Source organism: Planomicrobium soli, from assembly GCF_003014655.1.
Taxonomy (GTDB): domain Bacteria; phylum Bacillota; class Bacilli; order Bacillales_A; family Planococcaceae; genus Planococcus; species Planococcus soli_B.
In genome coordinates this window covers 83054-95855 of sequence record NZ_PYAT01000011.1, presented here as the reverse complement: position 1 = coordinate 95855, position 12802 = coordinate 83054, and the positions used below count along the sequence as shown (strand labels likewise).

At 39.0% G+C, this 12802-nt stretch carries 11 protein-coding genes; 6 read left to right on the top strand and 5 right to left on the bottom strand.

Annotation, left to right across the window (positions count from 1 at the left end; genetic code table 11):
• The 4 genes from B0H99_RS17940 to tagD form a co-directional block, all read right to left on the bottom strand.
• On the bottom strand, positions 1 to 197 hold a 197-nt coding region (locus B0H99_RS17940), incomplete at its 3' end, for a hypothetical protein (RefSeq protein ID WP_219905826.1).
• A gap of 19 nt (positions 198 to 216) precedes the next feature.
• On the bottom strand, positions 217 to 1737 hold the full coding sequence (locus B0H99_RS13875; protein WP_106534285.1) for a glycosyltransferase family 2 protein: 1521 nt from the start codon (positions 1735 to 1737) through the stop codon (positions 217 to 219).
• A gap of 165 nt (positions 1738 to 1902) precedes the next feature.
• On the bottom strand, positions 1903 to 3063 hold the full coding sequence (locus tag B0H99_RS13870; RefSeq protein ID WP_106534284.1) for a CDP-glycerol glycerophosphotransferase family protein: 1161 nt from the start codon (positions 3061 to 3063) through the stop codon (positions 1903 to 1905).
• Complete coding sequence (gene tagD / locus B0H99_RS13865; protein ID WP_106534283.1) at positions 3060 to 3452, bottom strand: glycerol-3-phosphate cytidylyltransferase; 393 nt, start codon at positions 3450 to 3452, stop codon at positions 3060 to 3062. Before tagD ends, B0H99_RS13870 begins: the two co-directional genes overlap by 4 nt.
• Positions 3453 to 4841: 1389 nt before the next feature.
• On the opposite strand from tagD, the gene B0H99_RS18235 reads away from it, so the two are divergent.
• Together B0H99_RS18235 and B0H99_RS13855 are read left to right on the top strand one after the other, a co-directional pair.
• Positions 4842 to 5984: a CDP-glycerol glycerophosphotransferase family protein gene (locus B0H99_RS18235; protein ID WP_425440389.1), complete on the top strand. Its 1143-nt coding sequence runs from the start codon at positions 4842 to 4844 to the stop codon at positions 5982 to 5984.
• A 166-nt stretch (positions 5985 to 6150) separates the two neighbouring features.
• Complete coding sequence (locus B0H99_RS13855) at positions 6151 to 7257, top strand: CDP-glycerol glycerophosphotransferase family protein (protein ID WP_106534291.1); 1107 nt, start codon at positions 6151 to 6153, stop codon at positions 7255 to 7257.
• Between the two features lie 132 nt (positions 7258 to 7389).
• Here the strand turns inward: B0H99_RS13855 and B0H99_RS13850 are convergent, their stop codons facing one another.
• Complete coding sequence (locus tag B0H99_RS13850) at positions 7390 to 8133, bottom strand: WecB/TagA/CpsF family glycosyltransferase (protein ID WP_106534282.1); 744 nt, start codon at positions 8131 to 8133, stop codon at positions 7390 to 7392.
• Between the two features lie 196 nt (positions 8134 to 8329).
• Here B0H99_RS13850 and B0H99_RS13845 point away from each other — a divergent pair, with 196 nt between their 5' ends.
• The 4 genes from B0H99_RS13845 to B0H99_RS13830 all read left to right on the top strand — a co-directional run bounded on the left by B0H99_RS13845 (position 8330) and on the right by B0H99_RS13830 (position 12681).
• Positions 8330 to 9799 carry a glycosyltransferase gene (locus tag B0H99_RS13845; RefSeq protein ID WP_181313676.1) on the top strand — a complete coding sequence of 490 codons (1470 nt, stop codon included), beginning with the start codon at positions 8330 to 8332 and terminating at the stop codon, positions 9797 to 9799.
• A gap of 261 nt (positions 9800 to 10060) precedes the next feature.
• Entirely contained in the window at positions 10061 to 10525 is a 465-nt protein-coding gene (locus B0H99_RS13840) for an Lrp/AsnC family transcriptional regulator (RefSeq protein ID WP_106534280.1), read from the top strand.
• A gap of 207 nt (positions 10526 to 10732) precedes the next feature.
• Positions 10733 to 11809: a M42 family metallopeptidase gene (locus B0H99_RS13835; RefSeq protein WP_106534279.1), complete on the top strand. Its 1077-nt coding sequence runs from the start codon at positions 10733 to 10735 to the stop codon at positions 11807 to 11809.
• Positions 11806 to 12681, top strand: coding sequence for a DUF1028 domain-containing protein (locus B0H99_RS13830; RefSeq protein WP_106534278.1), 876 nt, complete (start codon positions 11806 to 11808; stop codon positions 12679 to 12681). Before B0H99_RS13835 ends, B0H99_RS13830 begins: the two co-directional genes overlap by 4 nt.
• Positions 12682 to 12802 lie beyond the last annotated feature (121 nt).

Below are 12802 nucleotides of genomic sequence, written 5' to 3'. Positions count from 1 at the left end.
CAATGAAAACCTGCAAAAGTCGCAAATGGAGCGGAAGGCGGCGACTCCAGCGGGACCAGCGCGAGCCGAAGACCCTGGACAGAGCGAAGCGAAGGAAGCGGCTGAGGCCGTGCCCGCGGAAAGCGTCCGCCTGGAGCGAAATGAAAAAAGCTGCCGAGAGTTTCTCGACAGCCTGAAAAAGCATTTTGGTTTACCAAAATGCTTTTTCGTACTCCTTTATGATAGTTTGGATTCGACAGTTTTTGGATTTTCCACAAGCGACTTGTAGTTTGCTTGAGCAAATTGGACTTGTGCAGGCTGAACAAATCGAAGTTTACGAAAACTATCATACCGAATAAATTTATCAAAACTAGAAGGTGGGAAGGCTTTTAATGGAGTGGTGGCTGTAAATGAAATTTCCCCTCCAATATTTTCAACTTCAAAGTCAAACACATACTCTTCCGTTACATTCTTTTTATTTCGGAAAACCAATCCATTAATATGTTGAGTATAATCACCAAAAACGTGAAATTCCAAACTATCTCTTTTTCTAGAAAGATAGTCAGTTTTATAGGTGGCAAGCATTGGAACTCGGATATAGCGTAACGGTCCTTTAAGAAATGGCACTATCATATAAGGCAAGTTGTCCTTGATTAAGTATTGCTTATTGTTTTCTTCTGTATTCCATTTTACCAGCGCTTCAAGGCTTGTATACTTGCCTTGCTGATACAACTGATAGACGGCCTGGCTAAGAGGATAAAAGAAATTTTCCGATATATCATAATCAAGGCTGGCGGCTGTATCAAGGGCTTCTTGAAATTTAGCATAATAAGCTTCTTTATTATGGCTTTCGGAAAAGTGGGCAGGATCGAATAGTTGGATGATAAAGTCAAATTCGTAAAGCCGGTTCAATACCATTTTTTCCTGTTCAATCGGAAGGTTCTTTTTCTTAATATGTTCGATAACTTTTAAATTGGTGTCCATTTTTTCAAAAACATCAGTTTGTGTAGTCAAAGATGTACCATTTTCGTCCAATCGGTTTAAAAAGGAGATGGCGTGCTTAGTTGTGGATATGGTTTTGCTATGGATGATTACTTCCATATAAAATTGCTTGTCTTCAGCGTACTTCATGTTAGGGAATCGAATGTTATGGTCAATCAAAAGCTGCCGTTTCATAATTTTTGCATTTGATCCCATATGATGAAACATATTGGGAACCGAGAAAGGAGAGACGCTTCTTCTTTCCATGCAGGATTGATGTTCGCCGATAAGTCTGCTACCAGTAGACGTTTCTTTAATAGTTTTCCCAACTGCGTAGTCATCGCCTGTTTCGTCCAAAATAGAAATTAAGTATTCAAGACAATCTTCTTTCAGCCAATCATCGGCATCCAAAAAGCAAATATAATCAGAGTTGGCCAATTCAATTCCTATGTTTCTTGGAGTGGAGGGAGAGCCTGTGTTGTCTTTCAAAAATACGGCAACAATGTTTTCGTATCGCTCGGCATAGTCCCATAAAATTGAACGAGAGGAATCAGTGGAGTGGTCATCCACCAATATAAATTTGATGTTTTCAAATTGGAGAGATTGGTTGATCACGGAATCGATGGTCTTGCTTAAGAATTTTTCTGCATTGTAGACAGGAGTAACAACAGTTACTTTGCTGGTTTTTAAAAGTGCCTCCTTGTTTTTAAGAAACAGACCTTTGTCATCGTAAAACATTTGTTGTTCAGTAAATCTATTATCGAGAAATTTTTCCATATAGTCATCCTCCTTCGTATTGCTAAATATATCATATAATTGTTTGAAAAATAAAAAAATTTAAATAAATGAGCAGAAAGTGCTGTCTTATTATTTCAGAAAAAATGAAAAAGGGAATCCAAACATAATTGGATTCCCTTTTTCTATTACTATTAAACTAGGTTTTTAATCACGATAAATAGTTGAAATTAAATTTTCAGTAGAGCGGCCAGTAGAAAAGGTATTCCAATGAGAACGGAAGTGCTCAATTTTCTTATAGTCGGTCTGGGGTTTTATGATTTCTTCAAGAACTTCACTAGTAGTCCTGACTATTGGTCCGGGGAAGTAAAGGCTATTTTCAGCCCATACGCCCTGGTTTTGATCATAAGACTCTAAATCATATGTAAAGAAAATCATTTTTCTGCCAAGCAACGAAAACTCGAACGGAATAGAAGAATAATCTGTTATCAAGATATCGCTGGCTACTAATAATTCATTGATATGCGGATAATCATTAACCAATAAGACTCGTGGATGATCTACTATGTATCCGGCTTCTTGAACCGAAGGGTGGAGCCGGATCAATAGAATATAACTTTCATCTAAGGTTTCCAAAAAATCATTCACATCCAATTGGATGTTCATCTGCTGGAGCGAACCTTTTCTAAATGTCGGGGCATAGAGCACCACTTTTTTTCCTTGGATAGAAGGATAAACCGTTAGTACATTCTGCAAACTGCGGGCTTTCGCTTCTGCATCAAAGTAAAAATCAGTATGAGGAACGCCGGTATAGAGAAAATGTCCTGCGTCTAAATGGAAAGCTTCAGAAAAAATATCCGCCATTTGCTGTGAAGCTACGGGGATATACTGGAAACAGTTATAAACACGCTGAAAACGTTTTTTTGCCCGTCCACTTCTTTTATGCGTTTCAGGTTCGCTCCAGCCAAATTTTTTGACAGCACCTGCAGCGTGCCAAAGCTGGACGCATTTTACTTCTTTGCGAAATTGGGTGGCGGCTAAAACTCCCAAGTAGTTGTCGATAAAAATATATTTGGAAGTTGCTAAATGATAGATGGATTTTATAGTATGAATCAAGTTGGCCGATTCAAACGAATAGATCCATTTGTTATCCGTAGGAATTTCTGAAAAATTAATTTTGCATCTTTTTTGATTGAGAAAAACGAGGGGATGCGTTTTAGTCCGCGCCAACTCTTGGGCAATATAAAAAGCATTATCTCCAAACGATGAAACAAAGACGGTTTTATCGCGCAGTGGAAACAAATTGAAAAAGGTGAAGACGGTGCGGAAACCTAACAGGTAAAGCGTGATGATAATTTCTTTTATCATTGATTGTTTAATAGATCCATCTTAATCTTCGTTGTGGAGATGCCGTCAGTTCGTGGCAAGTATACGACTTCGCAATGCTCTTTCAATTCATCAAATTTGCCTTCCCAATCAGAGCCCATTACAAAAAGATCGATGTCGTATTTCTTGATGTCCTTGGCTTTTTGTTCCCAATTGTGTTCAGGAATCACTTCATCAACATATCGGATTGATTCAAGAATCATTTTTCGTTCCTCATAAGCATGGTAAGCCGCTTTTCCTTTCAGCTCATTAAATTCATCAGAAGAAAGTCCTACAATTAGATAGTCACCTTGTTCTTTGGCTCTTCTTAAAATATTGATATGGCCATGATGAATTAAATCGAATGTCCCATAAGTAATTACTTTCTTCATATATATTATCACTCCACTAAAGATTATTTTCTAAACATGTTAAAATGTTCCGAATCATTATTATATGTTATCATCTTTTATAACTAATTAAAATAAGTAGAAGAAGAGGGGCCGGTTATGGTTGTATACACAAATCATGTCCAATTGCTTGCTCATTCCACGGAAGAATTAAATTTTGTTCTTTTAGAATGCACCGCTGCATTTAATATTGATTTGAAACAACTTCTTGTCGACAAGCCTTGTGTTATTGGAGATTATCCTCTTGAAGATCAAATGCTTATAAAGGAAAATATTGGCGGGAATGATTTTATTGTTTACACTAAAGACAATAAAGTATTGATAGTGAAGACTTCGGATGAACCAAATCTTAACTTTCAATCCAGTACAAGCTCCTATGCAATAGAGTTTAAAAACTTTTCTGACCTTATCTCTTTTAAGCAAACCGGCGAAACTTCTTTTTCCTTATTCAACCACAAAGGTGTATATTTATTTAGTATACACGACATTGTAACACAACAAGCTCCAGAATATATATACCCCATAGACCTCGGTCTAACAACATTAGATCACCGATTTCTGATAGTAGGTAGAGTCCGTTATAAGAAGTACTACACTTTTCTTATATTTGACTTATTCAAAAGAGAATTGATTACAAAAAATGTTGTATTTGAGATAGTGTTGAATGAAGCTAATCTGGAATACAACTTAGTAGGGCCGGATTTGTTACATATTGCCTCAGGTACTGATCAAATTACAGTTAATTTTACCAAGATAAGCGCAAGAGGTAAGAAAATTTTTGAGTTCTATGAACTGGAGAACTATCGGCAGCTGCATTTGCTCGGCTATATTTTAATAAATAACGAAAAATATTTTCTGCATAACAGATCAAGCGGCGTCTTTTTTACACGAGGAAACGCGGCAAAAGTTACAGGTTACCGGTCTAATATGAAGCTGCGTTTTTTTGGTAAGCATCTTTACATATTTGGAAGGAGTACCCATTACGCCTATAAGGCAAATGAAAAATACGATTACCTCTATATTGGAGAACAAGGAAAGCCGATTTCACAATTTAATCGACCTTTAAAAGTCAGATTGTTCAGACGATACGGCTATTTTAAGATTCCGGTTGCTGCCTTAAGAGAGAAACAAGGAGAAGCTATGAATATATTTTTAGGCAATGATAAAACACCGCTGCATACATTGAAGCTAAAACAAGGCCGGCGAAAAGCCGGGATGATAACATTCAAAAAATTCGATAGCCAAGCGGCTATTATTTCTACAAGTTCTTATAATACTGTTTCATCAACGATTACTTCAGAAACAGAAGAACTGAAGCTTTCTAGAAGGTTGGCGAAGAAAATGGCGGCCTTCAAGAATGGAAAGTTAGTCATGTGGATTATTCGCATTCTTTTTGAATTAATAGGGCGAATGCCAAAAAAACAAAAACTTGTTATATTCGAAAGTTTTCACGCTAAACAGTTTAGCGACAACCCACGTGCTATTTACGAATACATGAAAGAACATCATCCAGATTACCAACTGCTATGGAGCATCAATAGCCAAGTTGAAGCATTATTTAAGGGTTTTGAAGTGCCATATGTTCGGCGATTTACAATTCGCTGGTTTATGACGTTTCCACGTGCGAAATATTGGGTAAACAATGTTCGGCTACCTTCATGGATGCCCAAACCACAGGAAACGATCTTCGTCCAGACTTGGCACGGAACTCCCCTCAAAAAGCTCGGAATCGATATTGAAGAAATCCACATGCCGGGCACCAAAACAAGTACTTACAAAAAGAATTTTGTAATTGAATCTTCCAAATGGGATTATCTTGTTTCGCCGAACGCTTATTCGACAGAGATTTTCAAAAGAGCGTTTCATTTTAAAGGCAGAGTCATTGAATCAGGATATCCACGAAACGACGTATTGTCCAATGCCTCTTCAGAGGCGATCGCCCAAATCAGAAAAAACTTGGGGATTCCAGACAATAAGAAAATAATGCTTTATGCGCCAACTTGGCGCGACAATGAATTTTATCAAAAAGGAAAATACAAATTTCAATTTCAATTTGATTTGGATAAATGGAAAAAAGAATTCGGTGATGATTGGGTCCTATTGTCGCGCATGCATTATCTAATAGCTGAAAACTTCGATTTTTCAGCTCATGCCGGAACTGTGTATGATGTTTCAGCATATCCGGACATCAGGGATTTGTATCTCGTTTCCGATATGATGATTACAGATTATTCTTCTGTGTTTTTTGACTATGCCATTTTGAACCGGCCAATCATTTTTTTTATGTATGATTTGGAAAAGTACCAAAATGAGCTAAGAGGTTTTTATATTAATATTGAAGAAGATGCACCAGGTCCGATTGTGCAAACAGAAGAAGAGTTATTCCAAGCAATGAATGAACTTATGCACGCTAATGTTCAACTAGATCCAAAGTTTAAAGTATTTAGAAATAAATTTGCTTCTTTGGAAGATGGCCACGCTACTGAACGTGTGGTCAAAAGTTTTTTAGAGTAGCCTGGCGAAAAAATCCGAAATACGGTACCATTTCAAGAGGTATATTTTGTAATATTTTCCCTTTTAACGCAATGAAATTGCTTTGATGCAGAAATGAGGCCGCGCAGTGATAAAAAGTCTAACTGAAAAAGTAAACAAACAAAACAGACGGCGTGTTCTATTCGCCATGATGGCTCAATTGCCACGGAAAGAAAACTTGGTAATGTTCGAGAGTTTCCATGCGAAGCAGTACAGCGATAACCCCCGTGCCATTTACGAATACATGAAAGAACATCATAAAGATTATGAGTTGTTGTGGAGCGTTGATCCATCTGCAGAACAAATGTTCATCGATTTGAAAGTCCCCTATGTGGTCCGTTATACAAGAGCTTGGTTCCAAACGTTTCCACGTGCAAAATATTGGGTGAACAATGTTCGTTTACCTGGCTGGATGCCAAAACCGAAAGAAACGGTATACGTTCAGACTTGGCATGGAACGCCACTTAAAAAGCTGGGTGTGGATATTGAAGAGGTCCATATGCCTGGAACACAAACTGACACCTACAAGAAAAATTTTATTGCGGAAACCCGGAAATGGGATTTTCTTGTATCACCAAATCCATATGCGACTGAGATTTTGACCCGGGCATTTGCTTTTCGTGGAAAAGTTATCGAATCGGGGTATCCGCGAAATGATGTATTGGCTCTGCCATCGGAGAACCTTATACGCAGCCTGAAAGAAAAACTTGGGATTCCTCTTGATAAGAAAGTCATGTTGTATGCACCTACGTGGCGTGATGATGAATTTTACCAACGAGGAAAATATAAATTCAAATTCCAATTCGATCTGGAAGCGTGGCAAAAGGAATTTGGCGATGAATGGGTCTTGCTATCCCGTATGCATTACTTGGTCGTCGAAAACTTCGACTTTTCGGCTTATGACGGAATGGTATACGATGTATCGTCTTATCCGGACATCCGTGACCTTTACCTGATTTCTGACATGATGATTACTGACTACTCTTCTGTTTTCTTTGATTATGCAATTTTGAATCGACCGGTAATTTTCTTTATGTACGATTTGGAAAAATATCGTGATACGTTACGAGGCTTTTATATAGATATAGAACAAGAGGCACCAGGTCCGATTGCGCAGACCGAAGAAGAACTGTTCCAGGCAATTCGCCAATTGATCCAGTCTCCTCCGCGATCCAACGCATTCAAAGAAAAATTCTCCTCTCTCGAAGATGGCCAAGCCACTAAGCGTGTCGTCGAAACTTTCTTGAATTCTTAAAAGTTTTTTAAAGAAAAAAATCCCGGAAGCACCAAGCGGTTGCTTTCAGGATTTTTTAGCTATATGAATTGGAATTAATATAAGGATCTCCAATATATCAGCTTCTGTTTTATAGTAAGGGACTGCACTATTTTAATTCGAGTTTCGACTTGCCCATTTTTGCTTGTAGACTTCTGCTACAAAGACCGGCAATTTTAACATCCGTTTTCCACGGGTTGGCTGTGTAATTAAACGATGAAACCATTCTAGATTGCGGTCCAGCCAAAATTTAGGAGCTCTATTCACATTTCCGGACAACACATCAAAACTGCCGCCAACACCCATTAAAACAGAATGAGGAAATAAGTGCTGATAGGAAGCGATCCACTCCTCCTGCATTGGCGCTCCCAGGCCGACGAAAACGAAATCGGGGGCTGCAGATGCGATTTCTTCAGCAACATTTTCTGTCAGTCCTGCATAGCCGTGTTTTGTGCCGGCAATTCGGAAGTTAGGATAAAGCTCTTTTGCTTTGTTGATCGCTTCCTGAGCGATCCCTTCTTTAGCACCAAAGAAATAAACAGACTTGCCAGTTTCGCTGGCATAAGATAAGAATGTATGCACGAGATCGTATCCTGTGATTTTTTCAGGAAGCGGATTGCCTAATATGTTAGAAGCTTTGATTACTCCAAAACCGTCTGGAATAATATAATCTGCTTGTAGAAGAGCATTCCGGTAAGAAGGCGAGTTTTTTGCATTCATGATAATTTCAGGGTTTGCGGTCACTATGAAAATGTTCTTCTGTTTTTGGTTAAGCTCTTGATAAACAAGACTAAGGAATTGTTCTCTTTTCAAGTTGTCGACAGGTATGCCGACAATGTTTAATTTCTCGTGAGCCAAAAAATCTCACCTCCTAAAAGACTGGGTTAAACCAAAATTATAGCTTTCCAGCAGAGCTTTATCAAGAAGCAATAAACAAGATGAGCAGAGCGGGCGGCCATTGAAATTGGCGGTTCTAAAAGAATCCCAAAAAGTTCCATATAAATACAAAGAATTGCAGTCACAAATAAGAATCTTCAAGAAGGGGATGGTGAAAATGGTTACTGAAAACAAGATGAACTATGTGGTTACATCCATTTTGCGTTTAGAATTTGGAGGTAGAACTAAAGCGTTGATTCAGCGGACCAAAAATCTAAGCGAACACTTCGGCCTTGATTTTACTCTCGTCACTACTAATTATAATGCCAATTATTATAAAGTTTATAATCATTATTACGAGAAAGGTTATGCTACCGATAAAATAGGGTTCAAAAACGTCTATGATTATTTTTCGGGCAGGGAATATAAGAATAAAAAATCGGAAGAGCATTCGATTGAATTACCAGGCTATACAGTCAGGCCGAATGAGAAGAATCGTACATATAAATATTATAAAGATGGCCAATACGTGCGTATGCGAACTTATGATCAGGAGACAGGAAAACTGAGGTTTGATGACATCTTGGCCGCAGGTGCGACTCACCGCAAAATTCGTTACGAATACAACGATTTTGGAGTTTGCCATAGAAAAATAATATATAAACCAAATACAGCAAACAAACTCGAGGAAGTGTTTTACGACGATCAAGGGAAAATTTATCTTTCTTTCAGCCATACAGGAGAAGATGAAAATTCTATTTGGAAAGGCCATCTTTTGCACAACAGCAACATCATAATATTTAAAAATGAAAAAGATTTTTTCCGCTATGCATTTGATCATATCTTGCAGCCGGGTGGCGTAACTTTCTGCGATGCAAGAATATTAGATCAGTCGTTGTTAAACTGCAGTATCTCTACGGAAAAATATTTCGTCTTACATAATTCTCATAATGTAACAGGTACGATTGCAAAAACTTACCAGTACTTAATCGATCATGCAGATAAGGCAGACAAAATTATCGTTCTAACCCAGGAGCAATTGAACGATTTGCTGGATTTAGGAATTGATCCCGCTAAAATGACTGTTATTCCTCATAGCATGGATGATGCAGAAACAGTGGATACCACTTCGAGGAAGCCAGATAAAAAGTTTGTATTTATCGGCAGAATCGTCCCGCAAAAACAAGTACATCACATTGTCCATGCTTTTAGCAAAGTAGTTAAAAAGCATCCGGATCACTGGATAGAGATATATGGTGATGGGAAAGAGAGAAATGATGTTTTGCAGCTTATCGACGAATTGCAGGTTGGAGAACATGTGAAAATGATGGGCAGGACAGACAATATCCAAGGGGTATTCCAAAATGCAATAGCTTCAGTGATATCCAGCCATTACGAAGGGTTCGGCCTAGTCATTATGGAAAGCCTTCATTACGGCTGCCCCGTCATCTCCTATGATTTTAAATACGGTCCGAAAGATCTTCTGACTGATGGTGAAAATGGCTTTATTATTGAAAAAGACAATATTGATTTATTGGCAGAAACCATTATTAAAATGATTGAAAATCCAATTAGTGACGTAAAACTTTCGAACGACTATTATCTATCCAGTACTATCGAAAAATGGGGCCATCTCCTGGAGCAATAACAGAAGACTAAAGGTGCTAATATAAAAGCCCGCGAAGAAAGCATTGCTTTCTCTTCGCGGGCTTTGAAGTTCCTAATGAGGGCGATTTTAGGATATAATGCATTAAAAATACCGGTAAGAACAAAATACTGATATATTAAGAGGGTGAAAAGATCTAGTTTGGAATTTTGTTTATAGTTTCTTTGTAACCCAATTTGGAGTGTGTTATCCTTTTTTTAACAACTGGCAACAGCGAGTAAAGCGGTGGAAGGATTGAAGGCAATGGGAGACCAAGTTGAAGGAATCGATGAATTGGATCTAAAGATTTTATCGTATTTGCAAGATGATGGGCGAATGACATTTAAAGAAATTGCTGCAAGAATCGGTGTTGCAGAAAGAACAGTAAGATTGAGAGTTGCAAACCTTAAAGAAGACGGCGTTTTATCTATAGTAGGCGTAGTAAGCCCGATAAAAGTAGGTTTAAAAACCATGGCGGCCATCCAGATTGTTGCTGAGCAGCAAAAAATTCAACAGTGCATCAATGAATTGATGGAATTGGATGAAGTGCGTTTTGTTTCACTGACTACCGGAGAATATCAGATTTTATCAGAAGTCTGCGTCCGATCGCAAGAAGAACTTGGAGACTTTGTTGAACAAAAGTTGAACAACGTAACCGGAATTTTGCGAATGAACATTATCTTGGAGTTGAAAATCTTCAAAAATAAATTTAATTTTATTCGAGAATAAAGATTATATATAATTTTTGGAGCGTTCATTTTTTGGACGTTTCTATTTTTGTGTGAATAGATTTTATATTTAGAAAACTCGATTGATTTATAAAAACTCTTTCGGTATAGTTTATAGAGAAGGCTATCTACAAAAAGTAAAATTACCATATCCTTTTACTTTAAAAATAAAAAAAACTAATACTATTACTTTATTTGGAGGGATTCTATGAAGGAGTTATTGCGAGAGTTAACTGAAATACATGGACCATGCGGTTATGAAGATGAAGTAGCAATTTACATTGCCAACCGATTAAAAGGGCAAGTGGATCTAATTGATATCGATAATGCCGGAAACCTAATTGCCATTAAAAAGGGAAGTAAGCCTGGACCAAAAGTTATCGTTGCCGCCCATATGGATGAAGTCGGCTTTATTGTAAAGAAAATTGAAGACAACGGATTGCTGCGGTTTGAGAAACTAGGTGGTCATGATGATCGAATATTACTTTCTCAGCGCGTGCAAATCAAAACAGCAGCTGGTTTGCGTACAGGTGTGATCGGAACGATTTCCGCACATATGGTAAAGTTCGATGATCCGGCAAAGGTGCGGATCCATCGGAATTTATACATAGATATAGGAGCTAAGAGCCGGCAAGAAGCAGAGGAGCTAGGGGTTGAAATCGGTGACTCGGTAACTTGGTATCCTCATTTCGATTTCTTGACAGAAACGCGTGTTGCCGGCAAAGCTTTTGACGATCGGGCAGGATGTGCAATTTTAGTGAAAGCTCTTGAAGAATTGGACCCAACTGAATTTGAAGGTGAAGTGATCGGCGTCTTTACAGTGCAAGAAGAAGTGGGCTTGCGAGGAGCACGTGTAGCTGCCCACCAATTTGAAGCTGATGTTGCGATTGCACTGGACACTACTGCGGTCAGCGATACCCCAGAGGAAATGATGGACAAAACGCTGGAACTCGGAGCAGGAGTCGGCATCAAAATAATCGATTTCAGTTTAATCGCCAATAAGAAAGTGAAAAACCATCTGGTGAAAGTGGCAAAAGAACAAAAGATTCCTTATCAGTTGGAAGTGTTCCCGGGCATCGGAACAGATGCAGGCGAACTAAGCGTCGGCCGAAGCGGCGTGCCCGCAGGCGTCTTGTCAATCCCATCCCGCTATGCGCATTCATCAATTGAAGTGGTCGATTTAGACGATGTAGAAGCGACAAAGCAACTGCTGGCAGCGTTTATTAAAGAAATGAAGCACGCGGTGGATTACCGGGTAAAACTGAATTTGGAGGAAACAGAATGAAACTTTCAGTCCAAAAAGATCAGTTGGTTGCAACGTTTTCCATAGTTGGTGCAGATCCGGAGACGGGAGAAGTGGGCGTTGCCGTCCAATCGAAGTTTTTAGCGGTTGGATCCGTCGTGCCCTGGGCAAAAGCGAATGTTGGAGCGGTAGCTACTCAATCATGGGCAAACACAAGTTACGGACCACGAGGGCTGGAACTATTGGAAGAAGGACTGTCGCCTGAGGAAGTTATTGAGAAACTTGTGGCCGATGATCCAGGAAAAAATCTTCGCCAAGTAGCCATCATTAACCATAAAGGGGAAGCAAGCGCTTTTACAGGAGAAGAATGTTTTGACTGGGCAGGCCATAAAGTTGGCAAGCACCATTCGAGCCAAGGCAACATCCTGGTCAGCGAAGAGACCGTGGCTGCCATGAGCGAAACATTCGAACAAACAGAAGGAACGCTTGCAGAGCGGTTATTGACAGCTCTAGCAGCTGCGCAAAATGCTGGAGGCGACAGCCGAGGCAAACAGTCAGCAGCTATTTACGTCTTGCAAGAAGGCGCAGGTTACGGTGGTTATAACGACGTTAAAGTCGATTTGCGGGTTGATGATCATCCTGAGCCGATTGCAGAGCTGCAAAGGCTTTATGAACTCCATAAGATCTTCAATATGCCAACCGAAGAATTAGTTGAAATCGAAGGTGAAGTTTTTGAAGAAATTAAAAGTCAGCTTGTGAAACTGGGCTTTTTAAAAACAGCGGATCAACCTAACTATGAAGGTGAAGTAAAAGAAGCATTCAAGGCGTTTGTGCTAGGTGAAAACTTTGATGACCGTTGGACGGAAGAACAGCAGGTCGATATATTAGTGCTGGAGTTTTTGAGAAAGAAATAAGGTTATCAAGCTAAAAGCCGCTCACTAGGAGCGGCTTTTTTATTAAGGTGCGAAACAATTGGTCTGAGGTGCGAAAAGCTTTTCGATAGGTGCGGAATTTGAGTTGTAAGGTGCGATAACT

Excerpts from the sequence above, each read along its gene's own strand:
- B0H99_RS13835 (WP_106534279.1), top strand. The coding sequence starts at position 10,733 with ATGAAGGAGTTATTGCGAGAGTTAACTGAAATACATGGACCATGCGGT.
- B0H99_RS13840 (WP_106534280.1), top strand. The coding sequence starts at position 10,061 with ATGGGAGACCAAGTTGAAGGAATCGATGAATTGGATCTAAAGATTTTA.
- B0H99_RS13830 (WP_106534278.1), top strand. The coding sequence starts at position 11,806 with ATGAAACTTTCAGTCCAAAAAGATCAGTTGGTTGCAACGTTTTCCATA.
- B0H99_RS13870 (WP_106534284.1), bottom strand. The coding sequence starts at position 3,063 with ATGATAAAAGAAATTATCATCACGCTTTACCTGTTAGGTTTCCGCACC.
- tagD (WP_106534283.1), bottom strand. The coding sequence starts at position 3,452 with ATGAAGAAAGTAATTACTTATGGGACATTCGATTTAATTCATCATGGC.
- B0H99_RS18235 (WP_425440389.1), top strand. The coding sequence starts at position 4,842 with ATGTGGATTATTCGCATTCTTTTTGAATTAATAGGGCGAATGCCAAAA.
- B0H99_RS13875 (WP_106534285.1), bottom strand. The coding sequence starts at position 1,737 with ATGGAAAAATTTCTCGATAATAGATTTACTGAACAACAAATGTTTTAC.
- B0H99_RS13855 (WP_106534291.1), top strand. The coding sequence starts at position 6,151 with ATGATGGCTCAATTGCCACGGAAAGAAAACTTGGTAATGTTCGAGAGT.
- B0H99_RS13845 (WP_181313676.1), top strand. The coding sequence starts at position 8,330 with ATGGTTACTGAAAACAAGATGAACTATGTGGTTACATCCATTTTGCGT.